The following is a 22012-nucleotide window of genomic DNA, read 5'->3' as shown; positions in this document are numbered from 1 at the left end:
TTCTATCTGTCAGGGAGCGGAGCATGCCAGGAGAGTCCGTACCCGTCCTCGTCGCCGGGGCAGGCCTGGCGGGCCTGTCCACCGCGATGTTCCTCGGCGTCCACGGGGTGCCCGCGCTCGTCGTGGAGCGCCACACCGGCCTGTCCACCCAGCCCAAGGCACGGGGGCAGATGCCTCACACCATGGAGGCGCTCGCCACGGCCGGGGTGGCCGGGCGGTTCCTCGCCGCGGCGCCGCCGGGGACGGACGAGAGCATCATCGTGATCGCGGAGAGCGTCACGGGCCGGGTCCTGCACGACTTCGTGCAGGCCGCTCCGGACATGTCCGCTCTGTCTCCCGCGCCGATGGGCATGGTCAGCCAGGAGCGCGCCGAGCGCATCCTCGCCGAAAGGGCCGTCGAACTCGGGGCGGAGATCAGGTTCTCCACGGTGCTGGAGTCGTTCCGGCAGGACGGCGACTCCGTCGTCGCGTCGCTCGTGGACCGCGCGACCGGCCGGCGGCGGACCGTCACGGCCCGCTATCTGGTCGGCGCGGACGGGCACAAGGGCGCGATCAGGGACGCCGCCGGGATCGCGGCGCACGGCAGGACCTCGCCCGGGCCGATGCGGACGATGTTCCTGCAGTTCGAGGCCGACCTCGACGTGACGCTCAAGGGCGCCGCGTTCGGCCTGTTCTACATCCAGAACCCCGCACTGCCCGGCGGGTCGGCCACCGTGGTCACCACCGATCACCCCGGCCGCTACGTGCTGAGCTGCGCCTTCGACCCCGGTGAGGAGCCCGGCCCGGACCGGCTCACCGAGGTGATCCGCACCGCCTGCGGGGTGCCCGGCCTGGACCCGCGCGTCGTGGACGCCGCCTGGTCGTCCCCGGGCGGGCACGTCACCCGGGTCGCCGACACCTTCCGCTCCGGGCGGGTCGTCCTGGCCGGGGACGCCGCCCACCTGATGCCGCCGACCGGCGGGCAGGGCGGCAACGCCGCCGTCCTGGACGGCTACCACCTCGCCTGGCGGCTCGCGTACACGCTGGCGGGCCTCGCCGGTCCGGGCCTGGTCGCCTCCTACGACGCCGAGCGCCGGCCGTACGCCGACGTCCTCGCCGAGCAGCAGTACGCGAACATGGTCCAGCGGCACGCTCCGCACCTGCGTGACGAGAGCGTCGCCGAGATCATGGATCCCGCGGTGGGACTGTTCGGGTACGTCTGCCCGTCGGGCGCCTTCGCCGCCGAGCCGGACGACGGCCGTCCCCTCTTCGAGAACCCGGCTTCGCCCTCGGGACGCCCGGGAACGCGGGCGCCGCACGTGCGGCTCGACCGAGATGGCGTTCCGGTCTCCTCCCGCGACCTGTTCGGCCCGGCGTTCACGTTGCTCGCGGGTCCGGCGGGAGAACCGTGGGAGAAGGCGGCGGCCGAGGCCGCGCGGCGGACCGGTGTCACCGTCGGGACGCACGTCGTCGGAGCGGCGGGGGGCCTCGGCGATCCGGAGGGCCGGTTCACCGCCGCCTACGGGATCACGGCCGGGGGCGCCTCGCTCGTACGGCCGGACGGCGTCGTCGCCTGGCGGTCGCGTGGCCCCGCCGCCCCCGGCGAACTGGAGGCCGCGCTGCGTACGGTCCTCGCGTGACCGGGCCGGAGCGTGACCAGGCGGCAGCATGACCGGGCCGGGGCAGGCGGGGGTCAGTAGCCGTAGCGGCTCTTCAGGTGGCGCCAGAGGTCACGCAGCATCCACGCGTCGAACTCGGTGATGGAGGTGGCCGAGCCCGCCTTCATGAGGAAGCAGCACTGGCCGGTCGGCGTCCAGTCGTAGAAGTCGTCCAGCCCGAAACCGTGCCCGATCTCGTGCAGCAGGATGTGGATGTCGTCGCTGCCGAGGTTGTCCACGAGATACTCGCTGCCGACGCGCTGGCCCCAGTCGCCTCCCGCGCCGCCGTCCATGCCCGCCGTGAGCCACAGGGACATGTCGTAGTGGTGGGAGGGCCCGCCGGGACAGTCGGGATAGGCGCCCGACTGGTTGAAGAAGCGGCCGCAGGGCTCCGCGCACTGCGGCGCGTCCTCCCGCATGTCGCCGACGTACACGTCGACCGAGTCGTCGTCCCACTGCAGCGTGGCGCGGTCGCGGACCGCCCAGCCGACCACCTTGACCGGCACCTCGGCGTACGGCCAGCCGTCATGACCGGCCATCACGTTCATCCACTTGCCGAACGACCTGCCCAGCGCGGCGTGGATGCGGTCGCGCAACTCCGCGGACACGGGGGCGGGGGAGTCCCAGCGTACGCAGTAGTTGATCGATCCGCCGTTGGCCATGATCTGGTCCCAGCCGAAGTTGCGGAAGCCGTACGGATCGCGGTCGCCGGACTCGGTGTGCCGCCAGACCTCGTCGAGCGGTGTGACCAGGGCGGCGGGCGGGTTCCAGCCGCTCTGCGCGGCGGCGGCGGTGTCGGCGAAGGCCTTGACCTCCAGGAGCCCGACCGCGGCCTTCCCGCTCTCCAGCACGATCCGCAGCCGGGTGGTGGTGACGGCCGGGAAGGAGGCGGTGACATAGCCGTCCACGGTGACGGGGTAGGCGGCGGGGATGTCGGCGTAGGCGGCGCCGTCCCAGCTCTGCAGCCTCCAGGAGACCGGCTCCCGGACGCCGCCTCCGTCGTCGAAGAAGTACACCTGCGCCGAGGAGATCGTCTGGGCGGAGGGCCAGGTCAGCAGGGCCCACTGTTCGCCCGCCTGCGGCCACGTGCCCCATCGGCGGTTCCGGAGGTCGTTCGAGCGTGACGGGTCGACGCCGTCGTTGATCGCGGCGACGTTCTCCCAGGGAGAGGTGTAGGAGGCGGTCGCGGTGGCCCAGGGGGCCACGTTGACGACGGCGGCGTCCGACCGCGTGGGCGCCAGCAGGAAGCCGGCGAGCAACGCGACGACGGCGAACAGACGCCTCATACAGGCTCCTTCGCGGCGACGTGGCGGTCCACGCGCCGCTGTGGGGGGTGTGGCACGGTCTCCGAGTTTTTTCCGTCCGATTTGTGGTGTCAAGGGGGTGAATTACGGTCATGTGCCGTTTGGTGCGGCGGAATCGCGTGAGATCGCCCGGGCGTCCGCCGCCATCGCCCGTCCTGCCAGCCGTTTCACCCCGCGGATCGCCTGGCGAGTCACGCGGTGAACCGGGGGAGACGCCTTTTCGTCTAGTCGGCATGAGCCGCTTCCCGTCAGCCGCCGTGGTCTTCCCCCTGGCCGTGCTGCTCGTCGTCCCGCTCGCCGCCTCCGCCTGCGGGTCGCCGCCGGACGTCGCCGCTCCCGCCGGTGACACGCGCTACACGGCGACGGGGACCGTGCTGCAGAACGAGGACCACGGGCCGCAGCTGTGCGCCTCGGTCGCGGAGTCGTACCCTCCCCGGTGCGGCGGAGCGGACATCGTGGGCTGGGACTGGAAGGCCGTCGGCGCCGAGTCGTCCGGCGGCGTCACCTGGGGGGAGTACCGGGTGGTCGGCACCTGGGACGGCTCCCGGCTCACGCTCACCGAACCTCCCCGCGAGGCCCGTCCGCCGGCGGGAGACCGCGCACCCGGGGGAGACGGTGGGCCGGGGACCGACATGACCAGTCCGTGTCCGGAACCCGCGGGCGGCTGGCGTCCGGTCGACCGGGCGAAGGCGACCGAGGAGGCCATGCGGGCGGCGATGGATCGCGCGGCGTCCGCGGACGAGTTCGCCGGCGGATGGCTCGACCAGCACTACATGGACGGAATCGACTCCCATGACGTCCGCACCATCGAGAAGATCGGCAACGACCCCGGGCGGTATGTGTTGAACCTCAGGTTCACGGGCGACCTCTCAGGGCGCGAGCGCTGGATCCGCGAGGTCTGGGGCGGCGCGCTGTGCGTGAGCGGGGCCGAGCGGACCGAGTCGGAACTCCGCCGGATCCAGCGTGAGCTGGAGGGGGAGATGCGGAGCCGGCGGTTCCTGAACCTGGCCGTGGACACCGTCGGCAACCGGGTCGGCGCCGGTGTGTACGTCGCCACACCGGAGCTGCGACGGGAACTCGACGACCGCTACGGGAAGGGCGCGGTGGCGCTGGAGGGCTTCCTGAAGCCGGTGGGGAGCTGAGCGCGTCTGTCGCGTGGCCGCGACGTCCGCAGCGACCGCGATATCCGCGGCGACCGCGATGTCCGGGCCGGCCGATCCCGGCCTGCCCGGAGAACGGGAGAGCCCCGCGAGGCGACGGCCTCGTGGGGCCATGGGTCCGGCAGGTTCGATGGGCGTGGACTATCCGGTCCTTGCGGCTGTCGCTTCCTGTCTCTCCCTGCTCTTGTCCCTGTTGCCGGGAGCCGTCGTCACCGTCCGAACTCCTCCCCGCCCCGCTCGCTCTCGCGGGTGCGCTCGCGCTCCGGCCCGCGGCCACGGGTCTCCTCCCGCATGCGCTCGCGTCCGCGTTCCTCCCGCATGCGCTCGCCGCCGCGGGTCTCCTCGCGCATGCGCTCGCGTCCGCGCGGTTCCTCCCGGAAGCGTTCGCGTCCGCGGGTCTCCTCGCGGAAGCGTTCGCGTCCGCGCTCTTCCCGGGCCGGGATGCGCTCGCGGCCACGGATTTCCTCACGGCTGCGCTCACGTCCGCGGGTCTCTTCCCGCATGCGCTCGCGTCCGCGTTCCTCCCGTATGCGCTCGCGTCCGCGGGTCTCCTCGCGCATGCGCTCGCGTCCGCGCGGTTCCTCCCGGAAGCGTTCGCGTCCGCGGGTCTCTTCGCGTGTGCGTTCGCGTCCGCGGGTCTCCTCGCGGAAGCGTTCGCGTCCGCGCTCTTCCCGGGCCGGGATCCGTTCGCGGCCACGAATCTCCTGCCGCGTGCGTTCACGTCCGCGTTCCTCACGTACGCGTTCCCGCTCCCGGACCTGCCCGGTACGGCCGTATTGGCCGTACTGGCCGTACCGCTGACGCTCCCGTCCACGGCACCTGCCTCCGGGGCAGGGCTGTGCCGGAGCCTGCATGGCCTGGGCGGTGGTACCGGCGGCGTTGGCGGACTGCGCCTGCAGCGCCACCGGGGCGGCGAGGGCCGATACGGCGATCGTGCCGGCGGCCAGTGCTTCTCTGAGCATAGGTATCACTCCGTCGACTCCGTGATGTCACCGGGAACTCCGGCCACACGGAGCGCGATTCGATCCATCGAACCTTTGGATCCAGACCCTGGTTCTCACGCTATGGGTAACAAACGGCACAGTCACCCATCAAGCCGCAAACAACGCCTTCGCGCATCAGAAAGCGCAGCTTCCTCTGGTGTTTGGGCGTGTCGTTCCCCAGGGCTCACAGCCGCTTTGCGCGGCGGGCGAAAGCCTTCCGGGGAATTGCGTGAGGTTGGTTGTGCTCGCCCCTGCCGGGGCCGCCGCGTGCTCCGTCCCGTCCCGGCCGTTACCGCGGATCGCCCTACGAAGCCGCGCCGATCGGGGAGGTTGCCGTGACCGTCGTCGCGCCTCCCGCCTGGGCATACGCCATCGCTCGCCGTGTGCAGCGGCGCGCCGGGTGACGCGCACGGCATCCACGGGGCCGGTGGGCGGACGGGCTGCGGACGCGGACGGCCGGGCGGGCTTTTCCCGGCGTTCTCCCGCACGTCCGTCCGGATACGCGGCCGGTAGATCTTTTCCCTGGGTTTCGGGGCGAAGCGCATAAACGGGGTACATTTGCCCATGCGTTTCGTCCCATTTGTCATGATTATTCTTTGTATGATCGTCGGAATCGCCACCCCCGCGTCGGCCATCACCAACGGCTCGGTGGACCGCGACGATCATCCGCAGGTGGGAGCCCTCATCGGCGACGCCCCGGAGAGCGACGGCACGTGGGCGTACTGCACCGGCACGCTGATCTCCCCGACCGTCTTCCTCACCGCCGCCCACTGCGGCCGTCCGGGGAAGCGGACGGCGCGGGTCTCCTTCGCCGGCCGCTACGAGCCCGGGGCCGAGGTCTTCACCGGCCGCTTCGTACGCGACCCGAGGTACACGCGCGGGCACCATCTCCATGACGTGGCGGTCGTCGTCTTCCCCTCCGCGGTCCCCGCGATCAAGCCGGCCCGGCTGCCCGCCCAGGGCCTGCTCGACCGGATGCGGGACGACGGCACGTTGAAGTCGACGCGGTTCACCCCGGTCGGGTACGGCGCGCTGACCCCCACGAAGAGGGAGGGCGGATGGCGGTTCACCTACAACGACACGCGTAACCGGACGTCCATCTCGTTCGGGCGCCTCGGCGCCACCTGGCTCAGGCTGACGCCTGACTCGGAGCGTGGGGAAGGGGGGACCTGCTTTGGAGACTCCGGCGGCCCGAACTTCCTCGGCACCGCCGACTCCGATCTGCTCGTGGCCACGACGATCAGCGGAGTGGACGACGTCTGCAGGTCGACGAACATCGACTACCGGCTGGACACCCCCTCCGCCCGGGAGTTCCTGAGGTGGTTCGTCGCTCTTCCCTGACGAGTGCGGTGGCCGTCGCGGTCACGCCGCCTCGGGGTCCCGGGCCGGGGCGGCGCCGCCCCGGCCCGGAAACCGCCTGATCAGGACTTCCCGGCGGCCGGCTTCGTGTCCCGCCCCTTGAGATCGGGGGAGTGCTCACCCTTGGCCCCGCCGGAGGCGTCCACCGGCCCGGGCACCACCTCGCCGGGGGGCGGGGCGGTGACGGTCACCGGGGTGCCGAAGTCGGCGATGTCCATGACGAGACGATGGCTGTCCTTCGGGAAGTCGAACTCCAGGCGTCGCACCCGGCCCTCGTCGTCCACGTCCACCTGGCCGGAGAGCGCCGGAGACCGGAACTCCGCGTCGCCGGAGCCGGAGTCGGAGCCGGATCCGCCCGCCAGCGTGAAGGCGAACCGCCGCCCGCTCCACCCGGGGCCGGACGCCGGGCCGTCCTCGCGTACGTCGGTCGCCGCACGGAGCCGCTCCAGGGCCGCCTGCGGGTCCTGCGGGGCGAGCTTGACCAGGGCGGCCGTCGGCGGTGCGTTCCGCAGTCTCTCGTCAACGCGCGGCAGCTCCTCCCATTTCGCCGCGCCGGCCGGCCTCTGGTACATCAGGTCGCCGACGAAGCGGGTCTCGGACGGATCTCCCGCCTCCGCGATGACGCCGACCCGCCGGACGGGATCGAAGGCGCCGTCCCACGTCCGGCCGCCCGACTGGACGTGGATCCGGAAGCTCTCACCGCTCGTGGTGTGGAGGGCGGCGGCCACCTGGGCCTGCGCCGACGTCTGGCTCGCGGGCAGCGCTGTCACGATCACGGTCACCAGCGCGGCGGCCCCCAGCGCGGCGAGCGACGGCACCAGGACCCGCCTCGGCCGGGGGGTGATCGACGGCATGAGGTCGATGCCCGCGGGCCGATCCTCGGTGGCTCTGATGAGCAACGTACGCAGGTCTCTCTCGTTCATTTCCGGCTCCTCGTGTCGGGGTCTCACCGGAGACCACTCCCTTCCGCCTCGGCGTGGTTGACCACCAGGCCGGGCGATATCAGTCGCCGCATCGCGTGCAGCCCACGGTGGGTGTGCGACTTGACGGTCCCCACCGAGCAGCCCATGAGGTCGGCGACCTCCGCCTCGGGCAGGTCGGCGAAGAACCGCAGCACCAGGGCGGTGCGCTGCCGCGCGGGTAACCTGGCCAGCGCGTTCCTGACGTCCTCGGCCACCGCCCGCGTCTCACCCAGGTCCTCCGTGCTCGGCATACCGGGGTGCTCGGCGCGCGGGATCTCCCGCCGCCATCGGGCCCGCCACCAGGACCGGTGGGTGTTGACCAGGATGCGCCGCAGGTAGGCGTCGGGCTCGCTGCCGGTGTCCAGCCGATGCCAGACCTTGTACAGCTTGCCGAGGCTGGTCTGCACCAGGTCCTCGGCGGCGTGCCAGTCTCCCGTCAGCAGCACCGCCGTTCTCAGGTGGTGGTCGCCCCGGCGCCGTACGAACTCCACGAAATCCGCGTCCACCCGGTCTCCTCTCGTCGGCGGATGCCACCCCGACACGCCCTGAGACACGATCCGGGTTGACGAGAAGCGGGAAACGCGCGGCCGGCCCGGGCCGGCGCCGCACGGTCCCCGGCCCGGACCTCGGCTGAACCGGTGCAGGGCCGTCCGATTCCCCGAGCTGTAAGTTTCACGGTCCGGCGAGACGTTCGCACAGTTCACGGGCGTACGGGCCGCACCCCGTGCTTGACCCCCGCCGGGGGCGGAACCACACTCCGCTGGAGTGTTACCCCCCTCCGCGCACCACCTTGAGCGGTCCGCATCTCCGGCGCCTCACGTGCCGGTCCATGCGAGGGAATGTTAACGCCAACATCCGGAGCCGAGGAAGAACCGCGACGTCAAGGCGCGGATCGGCACCGGAGACCACGAGGAGGAGACATGACGCACGACCAGAATGGACCGGTGAGCGGCGAGCGAAGGGCGCTGAGCCGGCGGTCCGTCCTGACGACGATAGGAGCCGTGCCGGTCATCACGGCCACGTCGGCCGTCCTGGGGGCCACGGAGGCCGCGGCGGCCACCGCGACCGTCAACCCGTCGGCGCAGCGGCAGACGATCAAGGGCTTCGGCGGCATGACCCATGCCGCCTGGGCCGGCGACCTGACATCCGCCCAGCGGGACACGGCGTTCCAGACCGGCGAGGGCAAGCTGGGGTTCTCCATCCTGCGGATCCCCGTCGGCGAGAGCCAGGCGGACTTCGGCCGCGACCTGGCGACGGCGAAGCGCGCGGTCGAGCTCGGGGTGACCGTCTTCGCGTCGCCGTGGAACCCCCCGGCCAGCATGATCGAGACGTTCACCCGCAGCGGCCAGACCAACGCGAAGCGTCTCAGGTACGACCAGTACGCGGCGTACGCCCAGCACCTGAACTCCTTCAGCACGTACATGAAGAACAACGGGGTGAACCTGTACGCCATATCCGTGCAGAACGAGCCCGACTACGCGCACGACTGGACGTGGTGGACCTCCACCGAGATGGTGAAGTTCCTGCGGGAGAACGCCGGCTCGATCAACACCAGGGTCATGGCGCCCGAGTCCTTCCAGTACGTGAAGAGCGTGTCGGACCCGATCCTCAACGACTCCACGGCGCTCGCCAACACCGACATCATCGGGGCGCACCTCTACGGCACGTCCTACTCGAACTTCCCCTACCCCCTCTTCAAGCAGAAGGGCGCGGGCAAGGAGCTCTGGATGACGGAGGTGTACTACCCCAACAGCACCGACTCGGCGGACACCTGGCCCCAGGCGCTCGACGTGGGCGAGCACATGCACCGCGCCATGGTGGAGGCCGAGTTCCAGGCGTACGTCTGGTGGTACATCCGGCGCAGCTACGGCCCCATGCGGGAGGACGGCCAGCTCAGCAAGCGCGGTGCCATCATGGCGCAGTTCGCCAGGTTCGTCCGCCCCGGATACGTGCGGATCGACGCGACGGCGAACCCGGCGACGAACGTCTACATCTCGGCGTACCGGAGCGGCAACACCGTCGTCATCGTCGCCATCAACAAGAACACCTCCGCGGTGAGCCAGCAGTTCAGCGTGGCGGGCGCAGGCTCGGCCGGTGTCTCGTCGTGGGTGACCGACGGGAGCAGGAACGTCGCGCCCCAGGCGGCGACGACCATGTCGAACGGCTCCCTCACCGTCACGCTTCCCGCTCGCAGCATGACGACCTACGTGACCAGCCTCAGCGGCTCCTCGCCCTCCGCGACGCCCACGTTGACGCCGACCGTGACGCCCTCCCAGTCGCCGAGCGAGTCGCCGAGCCAGTCACCCAGTCAGTCGCCGACCGGCGGCACCGGTGCGGCCCGGGTCGCCTACACGATGAACAGCTGGAGCAACGGCTTCACCGCCAGCATCAGCATCACCAACACCGGGTCCTCGACGATCAACGGCTGGACGCTGGCGTTCACCCTGCCCTCCGGACAGACCATCACCTCGGGCTGGAACGCCACCTACTCGCCCTCCAGCGGCCAGGTGAGCGCCCGCAACGTCGACTACAACGGCACGCTCGCCCCCGGGGCCACCGTCGACATCGGGTTCCAGGCCAGCCACACCGGCAACACGTCCGAGCCCACCTCCTTCACCCTCAACGGCGTCCCCTGCACCGTGGTCTGACCGCCGGAACACCCCTTGGCACCCGACCTGCGAAGGGACAGGTGCGGCCCCTCTCCTGCGAGAGGGGCCGCACCACGCCGGGTCACCAGGGGCGTACGAGCTTCGCGGGATCGAGCCGGCCGTTCACCCGGGGGCCCCGCGGGTAGTTCACGGTGATCTCGGTCAACCTCCGCCGGACCAGGTCGTCGCGGATCGCGCGGTAGCGCTCCGCGGCCTCGGACGCCGGGGAGTGCGGAGCGAGCGGGTGCCCGTCCAGGGCCCGCCCGTACCGGCTCACCTCCTCGACCCAGGCGGCGGGCTCCAGAAGGTCCGCGGCCGGCCGGGCCGCCCACCGATGGACACCGGTGGACACGGGAAGGACCATGACGTCCGGAGCCGCGGAGGGCGAGAGGCGGCCGGCGAAGAAGTCGTCGGCCCAGCGTTCCGCCGCGTCCACCGCCGCCAGAGCGGGCAGCGGATCGGGCGCGTCCGGGTCGAGCCCCCGATCCAGCAGGAAGGCCGGCCGGGTCACGAACTCCCCCGAGAGCCGCGGCAGCCGTTCCCGCACATCGGCGACGAGAGTGAGCCCGTGCACCGGGAACCGCTCGCATCCAATCATCCGCAGCCACGGAGTGCCATCGCGGGGCCCCGCACCCGGCCGCACCACGCGCAGCGCGCAGAACTCCACCGTCCTGAGATACGCGGCGGCCTCCTCGGGCCCCGCCCCGCAGCGGGGGCAGGTGACGACCTCGACGGTGAGCGGGGGAGGGAAACGCGCCGTGCGGAGGAATCCCTCGGCCTCCCGCACGGCGAGCAGGCGGAGGATCTCCCCGGCCGGTGGCTCGTCGGAGGGGGCCGCCCGCCCCCGGTCCGCGGTCAGGCCGCGCGTCAGGCCCGCGACGCCGAGATCGGCCAGGCCCGCACGCGCTCCGCCGCACAGCAACGCCCTGTCGGCGGCGGGCAGCCCCGAGTCGATCCAGCTGGTCACCGCCGCCCGCCGCAGCGGACCGACGAGATCCGCACGCGCGCCCGTTCCGCCGTCCGTTCCGAGGCCGGTTGCGAGGCCGGTTCCGACATCGGCCCCCAGCAGGAACGCCGCCGCCCACAGCTCCGCCGCGGTGCCCGGCGCCGTCCCCGCCTCCGCGAGGGCACGCGCCCGGTCGCGGCCGTCCGGGGACGCGAGATAGGCCTCCAGACCTCCCAGAACGTCCGCCCGGCCGAGACTGAGCACGCCGCACCAGTCGCTCCACCGTCCGAAGGGATGCCGGACGAACTCCTCGCTCGTCGGCCGCAGAAAGCCGAGGAAGCAGGTGCCGAAGGCGTAGGTCACGGAGAAGTCCCAGGTGGAGGCGCCCTTCCCGCGCATCACCGCGCCCTTGTCGAATCGCGGCGGTTCCAGCCAGCGTTCCGCGGGGAGGTCCGCGCCGGGCAGGAGGACCGTGGCGCGCCGCACGCCGTGATCCATGTTCCCGGCGACGCTGGCGACCTCGTCGTGGTCGAGCAGGTGGGGTACGGTCACCAGGACGCGGCGGTCGCGCTCACGCAGGAAGAGGTCGATCACCGTGTCGTCGTCGCGGACGTGGTCGGGGACGCCCGCCAGGTAGTCGCCGAGCTCCTTGGCCAGGCCGACGGGCAGGACGAGCCCCTGCGTGGGGACCCACTCGCCGGGGACGAGCCGCGCCCACGACGCGCCGCCGGCCGCCGCCTGGCGGATCGCGTAGGAGTTGTAGGGCGAGTTCCAGTGCGCGTAGAGGGCGAGCGCGTCGTCCGGACAGGCCGCGACCGCGGCGCGCAGATGGGCGGAGAACCCGTCCACGAGGAGCACGTCGTCCTGGAGGACGAGATGGTGGGTCGCGTCCGGGCTCCAGGCCGCCCACGCGCGCTTCGCCGTACGCAGCGGGCTGGGGAACGAGCCGGGGTCGGGGTCGGGGACCGGCACGAGCCGCAACGGAGCACACGCCTCTGCGATCCGGGGGATCCGGTCCCCTCTGGCCGGGTGGTACATGACGGCGACGCTGATGCGCGGGAACCCGGGGAGACCGGCGAGGCGATCCGTCATCGCTCCTCGCTCGGGACGGTCTCCACCGCGGGAAGCCACCGGACGCGCCTGCCGATCCTGGCCGCCTCGCTCTCCAGGAGGTCCACCGCCCACCGGGGATAGGCGCGCAGGGAGGGGGCGAGCAGGCAGAGGTCGAAGGTGCCGGGCTCCAGCATCGTGCGGAAACCGTGCAGCGGCAGCACCTCGATGCCGGGGTGGTTGCGGCGCGCCTCCTGGGCGAGTCCGGGAACCGGCTCGACGCAGAGGTCACCGCCGTTCACGGCGTACAGGCAGTCGGCCCCGAACAGGGCCGTGGCGGGGCCGGGATCGACCCGCCGGCCGGACGGCCGGAGCCGGGCCAGCCGGATCCGGTTCCGGGACGCGGCCCGCAGCTCGGCGAGCCGCGGATGGAGTTCGTGCGCCCAGCAGACCGTGGAGACCTCGACGACGGGATCCATGTGCTTGCGCAGCAGCAGCGCCGCGTGCTTCTCGTAGCTGGGGCGCAGCGCCGCCAGGTCGCGGGTGTGGGGGATCTCGACGCAGGCCGCCCCGCGGGCCAGGGTGAACTTCAGCCCCTTCTCGTACAGGCGCCGGCCCAGTTCGACGTCCTCACCGCTCCAGCCGACGAAGTCGTCGTCGAAACCACCGGCCAGGTGGAAGTCGGCGGCGCCGACGGACACGTTGCCGGTCCAGTAGAAGATCCACGGAGCGGCGTACCGGTCGATGTCGTCCCCGAGGCTCCGGTAGCACGGCTCCCGCATGTCCCGGTGCCGCCCGCTCAGGGTGAACCGGTCGATCAGCTCGTCGGGCGGCTCGCCGAGATCGTCGTGGGAGACCCGGTTGGCCGGGTCGTGGTCGTAGCCGAAGATGTAACCGATCACGGCCCGGCCGCCGCCCTCGTGCGCGGCCAGGTGCCCGCTCAGCAGGTGGCGGGAGGCGAGCATCCCGCTGTCGAGGAACACCAGGATCCGCCCCTCGGCCCGGGCCGCGCCGAGGTTGCGTGCCTGCCCCGCCCGGAATCCCAGGTCCTCTTGGTAGACGTAGCCGATCCGGAGGTTCCCGGCGTGGCCCTCGACCACGAGCCGGGTGTCGTCGCTCGACCCGTCGTCGGCGACGATCACCTCGTACCGGTCGCGGGGCAGGTCCTGTTGAGCCAGGGAGCGCAGCGTACGGTCCAGCTCCCGCGCCCGGTTGTAGGTGGGGATGACGACGGACACCTCCGGTGCGCCGTGCTCACCCGGCCGCTCAGCCAACGAGGGCCTCCTTCGCCAGGCTGGTGTCCAGCACCGAGGAGACGGGAGGCAGCGTGCTCACACCGCGTGCCCGCAGACCGGCGTAGACGGGACCCGCCAGCCGGTCGGGGTCGATCGAGCCCAGGCCGCGGTCACCGGTGGCTCCGCGGATGAGCGCGGCCTGCACCTCGTTCTCCCGCCGGGCCGCCGCCGGATCGAGTCCGAGGTCCTTGCCGTACTTCTCCACGGCCAGCTTGGTCCCGAGCGCCGGGTCCTTCAGGTTGTGCCGGTACCCCCGGATCACCGCGCGCAGGTAACCGACGAAACGCGCCCGGTCCGCCGCGAGGTCGGCGCGTTTCACCGCCATGACGAGCGCGTAGTCGGGCATGCCCAGCTGCCCCTGGGTCACGCTGACCACGCGGACGCCCTGCTGTTCCAGCGCGAGTGGCTGGGCGGTGACGTAGCAGGCCATGACATCGCAGTCCCCCTTGGTGAGCGCCGTGGTGCCCGCGCCCACCGGAACCCGTTCGTAGCGGACGGGCAGCTTGTTGATCTTCAGGATCGCCTCCACCATGACCTCCGCGCCGGGTGACAGGCCGATGCGCTTGCCCACGAGATCCTTGGCGGTGCGCACCGGGTTGGACGCGAGGCTGACGAAGCCGCCCGGGCTCTCCTGGAAGACGGCGCCGATCGCGACGAGGTCGGCTTCGCTCTCCCTGGCCTTGATGAGGGCGCCGAAGTCGACCAGTGCGACGTCCGCGCCACCCGCGGTGACGACGCTGACGGCGTCGGGGATGTTCGGCCCGCCGGCGAGAAGCGGCGCCGACAGTCCCTCCTCCTTGAAGTACCCCTGTTCCTCGGCGATGTAGAAGCCGGCGAACGTGACGGTCTTCAGCCAGGATAACTGGGTACGCACCACCTTCCCGCCGTCCGCGGACCCCCCGCCCGATGACGGAGAACACGCCGTGAGCAGTCCCGCGGCGCTCAGTCCGCCGAGAGCCACGGTGGTGCGCAGGAACCCGCGCCGGGAGAACTGGTCCACTGTGAGTCCGTCCTTTTCTTGGTGCCGTTCAGTTCTTGTGCAGGGAGAGGAGAGAACGTGTCCTCCGCTCGGCGAGGTCCATGACCTCGTAGGCGAGCAGGGAACTGGCCAGCGAGGTCAGCAGGATCGCCCACACCGTGGGCGTGTCCAGGAGCCCCTGGGAGCGGGCCAGCAGGGCTCCGAGCCCGTCGTTGGCGGTGAGGAACTCCGCGGTGAGCGCGGCGAGCACCCCGACGCAGGAGGTCAGCTTGGCCGCCTGCACCAGTTCCGGCAGGGCGACGGGCAGCGAGACGTACCACAGGAGCCTGCCCCGGCCGCCCCCGGTGACCCGGACGACGTCGACGAGGGCGGGCGGGATCCGCCACAGAGCGGCGCCGACCAGGGCGAACGAGGGAAAGAAGCTCATTATCGCCGCGGTGGCGACCGCGGCCGGCCCGCCGTAGCCGAAGAACGTGGCGATCAGCGGGCTCAGGGCGAGCACCGGCACACACCGCATGATCATTCCGGCGACGCGGGTGAGCGGCTCCACCATCGGGAGCAGGTGCGCGGCGATCGCCAGCGCCGTGCCGAACACCAGTCCCAGCCCGATGCCGGCGACGGCACGCGCCACGGTGAGCGCCAGCGCGCTCGGGTCCGCGACCTTGGCGACCAGGCTGTCCGCCACCTTCGCGGGGTCGGGCACCAGCAGCGCGGGCACGGCGCCGCTCAGGCGCACCAGGACCCAGACCACGGGGAGGCCGACGAGGACGACGCCGTATCCGAGCAGCCGGTGCACGCGCGCGCGGCTCATGCGACGCTCCCGGTGGTTCCGCGGCGGCGGTGGACCGTCCGGGCCAGCCGGGCGAACACCGCGTAGACGATCGAGGACACCGCGACGACGAGCACGCTGACCGTCGCCACCAGGTCGTCCTGTCCCTCACGCAGCCCCGAGACCAGGAGTACGCCGAGCCCGCGCTCGGAGCCGAACCACTCACCGATGAGCGCTCCGAGAAGGGCTCCGGGCACGGCGAACTTGACGCCCTCCACGACGTGCGGGAGAGCCCCCGCGGCCTCCACCAGGCGCAGGCGACGCCACCGTCCCGCGCCGTGCACGGCGAGCAGGTCGCGCAGTCCCCGGGGGATGGTCCCCAGCCCGGCCTCGGCCGCCGAGAAGACCGGCAGGGCCACACTGATCGCGGCGGCGATCACCGGTATGGCCTCGCGCTCCACCGACGAGGTCAGCAGCGGCCCGAGCGCGACCAGCGGGACCGCGTAGCAGATCAGCATGAGGAGCTGGAGCGGCCCCCGCGCCCCGTCCGCGGCGCCGGCCGCCCAGGCCGCCACGATCGCGAGCGCGGCCCCGGCGACCAGGCCGTACGCGGCCTCCAGCAGGGTGACAGCGGCCGACTCGATCAGCAATTCCCGGCGCGTGGCCAGAACGGGCCAGATCTCCGCCGAACCCGCGGCGCCGAACCCGTACCACACGAGCAGGGCGGCGGACACGAGCAGCACGCCGCCCAGGAGGGGCGTGGCCGCGCGGTGAGCGCGGCCACGGAGAGACGGTCTAGGCATCGAGCGCCTCGATGCACTCCTGCACGGCGTGCCGGAACGACTCGTCCGGGACCTCGGGCCTGGGCCGTGCCATCGGCACCGTGATCTCCCTCACGATGGTGGACGGGCGGCCCGACATCACCACGACGCGGTCGGCCAGCAGCACCGCCTCCTCGACCGCGTGGGTGATCAGAACGGTGGTCGGGCGGACGACGGTCCAGACGCGTTCCAGCTCCCGGTTCAACCGGCGCCGGGTGATGGCGTCGAGCGCTCCGAACGGCTCGTCCAGGAGCAGCAGCGACGGCTCCATGACCAGCGCCCGCGCCAGCGCGACGCGCTGGCGCATCCCGCCGGACGCCTCGTGGGGGCGCAGGTGGGCGAGGCTGCGGAGGCCGACGAGGTCCAGGATCTCGTCGACGCGCTCCCGGTCCGGCCGCCGTCCCGCGGCGCGGTAGACGAACTCGACGTTGCGCCGCAGCGACGCCCAGGGGAGGAGGGCCGGGTCCTGGAAGGCCATGCCGATGCGGTGTTCCCGCGCCAGCCGGGCCGGTGGACCGCCGCAACAGGTGATCGTGCCGTCGGTGGGCGTCTCCAGCCCGGCGATCATCCGGAGCAGCGTCGTCTTCCCGCAGCCCGACGGGCCGATGATCGCCAGGAACTCCGAGGTGCGGACCTTCAGGCTGATGTCACTTACGGCCCGCACGGCCCGGCGGCCGGAACCGTAGCTCTTGGACAGAGCCTGACCGTGGATCGCCACATCGGTCCCGGCCGGCGAGGTCTCCTCGTCGCGTGCGCTCACCGAGCGGCCCCGTGCGTGAGGCGGACGCCCGGCCATCGGTCGTCCGGTGGGCCGGCCTCCTCGACGTAGGCCTGCCACCTGGACCGCAGCAGCCGTTCCGCCGCGGCCGCCACCGGGTTGAGCTCGCAGCGCGGTTCGTCCGGCCGGGTCTCCCACGCGATCTGCTCGCGCACCCCGATCCAGGCGTCCTGTTCCTGGATCCGGGCGAGCACCAGACGGCGGAAGAACGGCTCGGCGAACTGGCGCAGGTGCCTGGTGCCCCGCCTGGCCTTGATGTACAGCGTGATGTAGACGGCGACCCGGTCCCGGCCCTCCGGCCGGAAGAAGGCCCACACCACCATCCCGTCGCCGAGACGCGCCTGATGGTGGGGATAGTCGTAGTACACCTCCAGCGGGTAGGTCACCGTGGAGGCGTTCCGGTCGGAGCCGAGCAGCATCCGGAGCGTACGCTCCGCCCGGCTGTGCCCGCTGGTCACCTCGTACGCCCCGAAGACGCGCTGGTCGTCGGTCTCCAGGTCGTGCAGGCGCAGCCGCGACCAGGGCTGGTACTTCCGATGCAGGTGGAAGTGGGTGTAGTCCATCCCGTTGATCAGGCCGACGCCGTAGTGGTTGGGGAAGACCCGGTCCTGCCGGAACGAGAACCACTCGCCGCCGTCCCACCGCGAGGTGTCCGGCGGCTGCGGAGGCAGCGGGTCGGCGGGCTCGGGGACGAACCAGACCAGGCCGCTGCGCTCGGCGACGGGAAAGCTCCGCACCCGCAGGCGGGGAAGCGGCGCCTCCTCCTCCCAGTAGGGGATCCGGGCGAGCGCTCCGTCCGGGCCGTACTCCCATCCGTGGTACGGGCAGACGATGCGGCAGTCGCGCACCTCGCCCTCGTGGAGCGCGACGCGGCGGTGCGCGCAGGCGTTGTCGAGACAGTGGACCGCGCCTTTACCGTCACGGAAGACGACGAAGGAACGGCCGAGGAAGCGGACCTCCCTGGCCTGTCCCGGACCCAGCTCGTCGCTGCGGCAGGCCGGATACCAGCAGCGGGGGTCCACACCGATGTCGCAGAGGTTGCTCAATCTTTCTCCTGTTGTGCGTTCACGCGGCGGCACGGATCAGGCACCGCTGCAGCCAGCGGTCCGTGCCGTCGTAGCGCGGTTGGTAGGCGGTGCGGCCGTGAACGAGGTGGGTGTTGTCGATGAGCAACAGGTCCCCGGTCCGAAGGTTGATCGTGACGGTGCGGTCCGCGATCCCCTCACGCAGCGTCCGCAGCGGGCGCTCGTACTCCTCCCCGACCGCGCACAGCGCCTCGGCGTAGTTGAAGCGGAGCCGGCCGCGCCACCGGGACGCCACCGGTTTGGGCTCGGTGACCGTGCCGTCTGGCAGGCGGAAGGCGAAGGCCGGCTCGGCCAGCGCACGGCGGGTGCCGGGATCGAGCTCCGCCCACACGTCGAGCAGGTCGCACGCCAGGGTGCCGACCCTCTCGTCCGCCCGCAGGCAGAGCAGGACGAGGGCGTCCGGCGTGTTCGGGCGGAACGCCGTCTCGGTGTGCATCTCCAGGTAGACGGCGTTGCTGGCGTTCTGCCTGGACGCCTCCCCGCGGAGCGGGTAGAGGTTCTGCACGCGCGCGCCCGCGTGCCAGTCCGCGAAGGAGATCACCTCGCCGACCAGGGACGCGAGGGCGAGCAGCGGCGACTCGGTCCCGATCGGGCGCCTCACCTCGGTGTAGGGGCGGTCGGGCGTGGGCGGCAGGTCCGCCGGTACCCATGCCCCGGTGACGTGCAGCAGGCCGGCCTCGCCCAGGGTCCGGCCGAACCGCGTCGCGGCCCGGGCCAGCTCGGGCCCGAGGCCGGACGACTGGTCCTCGCCGCCTTCGGCGACGTCCGGGGGCAGGGTCAGCAGCCCCCGGCGGTGCGGGTGGTGCTCAGGCAAGGCTGAATACCCCCGAGAAGACGGGGAGCCGGTACTGCTCGATGATCTCGTTGAACTTCACGTGTACGCGGATGAGCTCGTCGAGGTCGTAGACGAAGGGAATCTGCTGCTGCTTGACCACGAACGCGGTGAAGACCGTGGGAGAGGGGACGACCCCGAGCCCGGCGATGGTCTCCAGTCCGCGCAGGGTCTCCTCGGGTGGCTCGATCCCGGCGAGCAGGCAGCTGCCGACGTTGCCAGAGCCGAACACCTCCACCGCGTCGGTGAAGATGTCCACGTAGTCGGCGAAGGTGATGTCGGCCTTGTAGCCGTGGATGAGCCGTCGCCGGTAGTCCGCGCTGACCACCTCGATCCCGCTGTTGAAGCGGGAGACGCCCGAGTCGCGCAGGGTGGTGAGGTATTCGATCCGGCGGGCCCGGTTCCCGATGAGGCTCGGCGGGATGACCTGCGAGACGTAGATCCCCTCCGTGTACCCGACGTCGCGCAGCGCCGTCGCCATCCGGCAGTGGCGCTCCAGTTCGAGCGCCTCGTTCGTGATGCTGCCGGTGCACAGCCAGACGATGTCGTACTTGGTGTGGAAGTCCTCCGCGTGTTCTTCGACGTAGCGGAGGCACTCGTCGAAGTTGGCCTTGTAGCTCCCGGTCTTCGTCTGCTGGATGGCGAGCACCTCCCACTCGCTCTCCTTGAAGCAGAAGTCGCAGGAGTACGCGCAGTAGGTGTGGTAGTCGAAGACGAAACTGCGGGTGCCGTTCTCGCGGAGCAGCCCGAAGTTGTACATGCCGGTGGGCGCCCGGTCGTCGTCGACGAACTGCTCGCAGGCCACCTCGCGATCCTCGTCGTTGATCAGCGCGCTGAGCCGCGTGCCGTCGAAGCAGAAGGGAGAGGCCTGGTTCACCCGTACGGTGATCTTCTTGCGGAAGTCGGGGCCGCTGATCACGATCTCGATCCGCGGCAGCACCTGGCCGAGGATCGGCAGCCGGATGTCGGTGGTGGCGAAACGCACTCCGTCCCGGAGGGCGCCGAGCCGGAACACCTCTTCGATCCGTACGAGATCGAGGTTCTTCAGCGTCAGCGGGATGCGGGAGTCACGAGCGGCCGCACGTCTCATGAGAGTTCTCCGGGGGAGTTATTTGTCCAGGATGCGGAGGGCGTTCTCGCCGAGCAGGGCACGGCGCAGGTCCTCGGGGAAGGCCGCCAGAACCGGGTCCCACTCCTCGCGCGGCCGGAAGGGCGTGCCGGGGTGGGGAAAGTCGGTGGCGAGGAGCACCCGGGAGCGGAGCTCTTCGGGGAGCCCGTCGAGACGCTCGCCGAGGCCGGTCGAGAAGAAGAAGGCGTCACGGTCGTACAGGTAGTGCCGGGGCGGGTGGTCGGGGGTGTCGCGTCCGGTCTCCCGCAGCGTCTCGAACGACTCCTGCGCGCGCTCCAGCCAGGCCGGCAGCCAGCCGATGTTGCATTCGTGGAAGGCGAACCGCAGGTCCGGGAAGCGGTCGGGGACCCGGGCGTCGAGCAGCCCCGCCAGGAAGAGCTGCCCGGGCAGGATCTCGTTGACGTGGTTGAAGAAGGCGCCGGTGCCGGGCGCGCGCACGCTGGTCGGGAGGGGCAGCGGCAGCAGGTGCGGCACGGCGACCTTGTGCAGGTGGATCACCATGCCGTGGTCCTGGGCGGCCGCCCAGAACGGGTCGAGCCGGGCGTCGAGGACCGTCACCCCGTGGGGAAGCATCACGTGCCGGAAGCCCGTCGCGGCGAGCGCGGCCACCTCCTGCGGAAACGGCGCCTCGGGGGACAGCGCCAGCTGACCCACGGGGACGAGCCGGTCCGGGGCGGCCGAGGCGAAGTCGGCCATCCAGCGGTTGTAGGCCCGCAGGTGGGCGACCGCGTAGGGGGAGGCGCAGTCCACCTCCCTGGGCCAGATGAGGCCGAGGGACGGGAAGAGCAGCGTGGCCTCGATGCCCTCGGCGTCCAGCCACCGCACCCGTGCGTCGCCGTCGTAGGACGCCGGCGGGCACGACTCCCTGAAGGGCGCGTACTCCGCGCGTTCCAGGGTGTTCCAGTCCACGATCGGCTCGTCCGGGTCGTAGGGGACGCCGCCGAGCCGGCGGATGAGCCTGGAGGGTCTCCCGTCGATGAGGAGGCGGTCGCCGTCGGACGGATCACGCTCCACCCGCAGGCACGCCTCCCGGAACGCGGGGTCGACGTACTCCTCCCACAGATTCCCGGGTTCGATCACATGGCCGTCCGCGTCGACGACCGGGTAGCCGTTCCACATGGTCTGAGTCCTCGCGTCGGTCGGGGAGCCGGGCCCGCTAAAGCTGGGTGGCGGGCTGGCTGAGCGCCTTCTGGTAGTCGTCGGGGTAGTTCGCGTAACGCCGATCGGAGATCAGGCGGCCGGTCTCGCGGTCGCCGTCCAGCAGGCGGGTGGTGACGAGCATGCGTTGCAGCCAGCGATCGGTCCCGTCGTAGCTCGGGACGATGGCGTTGCGCCCGTGGACGACCCGCGAGTTGTCGAGGACGAGCAGGTCTCCCGTGACCAGCGGGACGTCGGTGGCGATGGCCAGGACCCGCCGGGACAGCTCGTCCAGCGTCCGTTGCGACTCCTCGTCGATCGCGACGAGGTCGCCGACGTACTCGATCACCCGCGTGCCGTCCCGGAAACTGATGATCGGCTGCGGCTCGGTGAGCCCGCGCCCGTCGATGACGACCACCGGGTTGTCGGTCTCGAACGCGTACCGCGCCTGGGCGAGCACCGCCAGATCGGCCTCGTCCAGCGAGTCGACGACCCGGGTGATGTCGGCGACCCGGGTCTTGGCCTGACCGGTCGGATCGCCCCGCAGGCAGAGCAGGGCGAGATAGTCGGGGGACACGTCGCGGAAGGGCGTCTCGGTGTGCAGGAGGAACTCCACCGCGTTGGACCCGAACTGCAGATCGCGATGGGCCCGGATCGGGTACTTGTTGTGGACCAGATGACCGGAGTCCCACTCCAGGTAGCTGAACGGCTCGCCGAGCAGGTCGACCACGCAGGCGAGCAACGCCTCGGTGCCCACCGCGGCGAGTTCGGGCAGCGAGGAGAAGGACCGTCCGGGCGTGGGCGGCAGGTCGCGGACGATCGGCAGGTTGCGGAGGAGCAGCGCGCCGGGCGCCCGGCGGAGCCGGAGGGCCTCCACCGCCGCGCGCACCCCTGCGGGGAGCACGCCCCGGTTCCGGCGTACCTGCGCCAGGAAGGTCTCGAACTCGTCGTACGGATTGGCGTCGACGGAGGCGATCCCTGCCCTGAGGGCCTCTCTTTCCACGTCTGTAAGCTCGACGACGGGGATTTCTGTCAGCGGCTCAGTTGATTCGGACATGGCGGAAATCCGTTCCGTAGCGGAGGAGTACGCGTGCCGGGCCTGTCATTCCCGCCCGGGTCCTCGTAATTCCGGGCGCGG

Annotated in this window: 19 protein-coding genes; 4 read left to right on the top strand and 15 right to left on the bottom strand. The window is 71.6% G+C overall.

The features are described from left to right. The first annotated feature begins 23 nt into the window (after nt 1-23). Entirely contained in the window at nt 24-1619 is a 1596-nt protein-coding gene (locus HHX40_RS02525; RefSeq protein WP_182879251.1) for an FAD-dependent monooxygenase, read from the top strand. 53 nt (nt 1620-1672) lie between these two features. Here HHX40_RS02525 and HHX40_RS02520 read toward each other — a convergent pair whose 3' ends face one another. After that, a complete protein-coding gene (locus HHX40_RS02520; RefSeq protein WP_182879250.1) occupies nt 1673-2923 on the bottom strand; it encodes a cellulose-binding protein in 1251 nt (416 codons plus the stop codon). Between the two features lie 251 nt (nt 2924-3174). Between HHX40_RS02520 and HHX40_RS02515 the strand changes: the two genes are divergently transcribed. Continuing rightward, the gene (locus HHX40_RS02515; protein WP_182879249.1) at nt 3175-4083 is read left to right on the top strand and encodes a hypothetical protein; all 909 of its coding nucleotides are present in this window, start codon (nt 3175-3177) and stop codon (nt 4081-4083) included. A 227-nt stretch (nt 4084-4310) separates the two neighbouring features. On the opposite strand, the gene HHX40_RS02510 is transcribed toward HHX40_RS02515, so the two are convergent. Beyond that, complete coding sequence (locus tag HHX40_RS02510) at nt 4311-5063, bottom strand: hypothetical protein (protein ID WP_182879248.1); 753 nt, start codon at nt 5061-5063, stop codon at nt 4311-4313. A 621-nt stretch (nt 5064-5684) separates the two neighbouring features. Here HHX40_RS02510 and HHX40_RS02505 point away from each other — a divergent pair. Continuing rightward, on the top strand, nt 5685-6425 hold the full coding sequence (locus tag HHX40_RS02505; protein WP_220498545.1) for a trypsin-like serine protease: 741 nt from the start codon (nt 5685-5687) through the stop codon (nt 6423-6425). Between the two features lie 80 nt (nt 6426-6505). Here HHX40_RS02505 and HHX40_RS02500 read toward each other — a convergent pair whose 3' ends face one another. Continuing rightward, complete coding sequence (locus HHX40_RS02500; RefSeq protein WP_182879246.1) at nt 6506-7366, bottom strand: hypothetical protein; 861 nt, start codon at nt 7364-7366, stop codon at nt 6506-6508. Between the two features lie 23 nt (nt 7367-7389). Continuing rightward, nucleotides 7390-7911, bottom strand: a complete 522-nt coding sequence (locus HHX40_RS02495) for a SigE family RNA polymerase sigma factor (protein WP_182877993.1) — start codon at nt 7909-7911, stop codon at nt 7390-7392. A gap of 414 nt (nt 7912-8325) precedes the next feature. Here HHX40_RS02495 and HHX40_RS02490 point away from each other — a divergent pair, with 414 nt between their 5' ends. After that, the gene (locus HHX40_RS02490) at nt 8326-10053 is read left to right on the top strand and encodes a cellulose binding domain-containing protein (protein WP_182879245.1); all 1728 of its coding nucleotides are present in this window, start codon (nt 8326-8328) and stop codon (nt 10051-10053) included. An 82-nt stretch (nt 10054-10135) separates the two neighbouring features. On the opposite strand, the gene HHX40_RS02485 is transcribed toward HHX40_RS02490, so the two are convergent. From HHX40_RS02485 to HHX40_RS02435, 11 genes are read right to left on the bottom strand one after another with little or no spacing between them, the layout of a single operon-like run. Further along, nucleotides 10136-12091 carry a hypothetical protein gene (locus tag HHX40_RS02485; protein WP_182879244.1) on the bottom strand — a complete coding sequence of 652 codons (1956 nt, stop codon included), beginning with the start codon at nt 12089-12091 and terminating at the stop codon, nt 10136-10138. Beyond that, nucleotides 12088-13323, bottom strand: a complete 1236-nt coding sequence (locus HHX40_RS02480) for a glycosyltransferase (RefSeq protein WP_182879243.1) — start codon at nt 13321-13323, stop codon at nt 12088-12090. The genes HHX40_RS02485 and HHX40_RS02480 overlap by 4 nt, the downstream gene beginning before the upstream one ends. After that, on the bottom strand, nt 13316-14344 hold the full coding sequence (locus HHX40_RS02475) for an ABC transporter substrate-binding protein (RefSeq protein ID WP_165900901.1): 1029 nt from the start codon (nt 14342-14344) through the stop codon (nt 13316-13318). Before HHX40_RS02475 ends, HHX40_RS02480 begins: the two co-directional genes overlap by 8 nt. Nucleotides 14345-14372: 28 nt before the next feature. After that, a complete protein-coding gene (locus tag HHX40_RS02470; protein ID WP_117410159.1) occupies nt 14373-15134 on the bottom strand; it encodes an ABC transporter permease in 762 nt (253 codons plus the stop codon). Beyond that, a complete protein-coding gene (locus HHX40_RS02465) occupies nt 15131-15895 on the bottom strand; it encodes an ABC transporter permease (RefSeq protein WP_182879242.1) in 765 nt (254 codons plus the stop codon). Before HHX40_RS02465 ends, HHX40_RS02470 begins: the two co-directional genes overlap by 4 nt. Beyond that, a complete protein-coding gene (locus HHX40_RS02460) occupies nt 15888-16673 on the bottom strand; it encodes an ABC transporter ATP-binding protein (RefSeq protein WP_220498544.1) in 786 nt (261 codons plus the stop codon). Before HHX40_RS02460 ends, HHX40_RS02465 begins: the two co-directional genes overlap by 8 nt. Then, nucleotides 16670-17737, bottom strand: coding sequence for a Rieske (2Fe-2S) protein (locus HHX40_RS02455; protein WP_182879240.1), 1068 nt, complete (start codon nt 17735-17737; stop codon nt 16670-16672). Before HHX40_RS02455 ends, HHX40_RS02460 begins: the two co-directional genes overlap by 4 nt. 19 nt (nt 17738-17756) lie before the next feature. Further along, the gene (locus HHX40_RS02450) at nt 17757-18590 is read right to left on the bottom strand and encodes a TauD/TfdA family dioxygenase (RefSeq protein WP_182879239.1); all 834 of its coding nucleotides are present in this window, start codon (nt 18588-18590) and stop codon (nt 17757-17759) included. Beyond that, on the bottom strand, nt 18583-19698 hold the full coding sequence (locus tag HHX40_RS02445; RefSeq protein ID WP_182877985.1) for a hypothetical protein: 1116 nt from the start codon (nt 19696-19698) through the stop codon (nt 18583-18585). Before HHX40_RS02445 ends, HHX40_RS02450 begins: the two co-directional genes overlap by 8 nt. 18 nt (nt 19699-19716) lie before the next feature. After that, nucleotides 19717-20856 (bottom strand): amidohydrolase family protein, encoded by a 1140-nt coding sequence (locus tag HHX40_RS02440; RefSeq protein ID WP_182879238.1) that lies wholly within the window; start codon nt 20854-20856, stop codon nt 19717-19719. Nucleotides 20857-20893: 37 nt separating this feature from the next. Then, on the bottom strand, nt 20894-21877 hold the full coding sequence (locus HHX40_RS02435) for a TauD/TfdA family dioxygenase (RefSeq protein WP_182879237.1): 984 nt from the start codon (nt 21875-21877) through the stop codon (nt 20894-20896). Between the last annotated feature and the right edge of the window lie 135 nt (nt 21878-22012).

Source organism: Microbispora sp. H10949 (assembly GCF_014161435.1).
Taxonomy (GTDB): Bacteria; Actinomycetota; Actinomycetes; order Streptosporangiales; family Streptosporangiaceae; genus Microbispora; species Microbispora triticiradicis.
The sequence above is the reverse complement of the archived record's forward strand: the minus strand, read 5'-3'. Positions and strand labels throughout refer to the sequence as shown.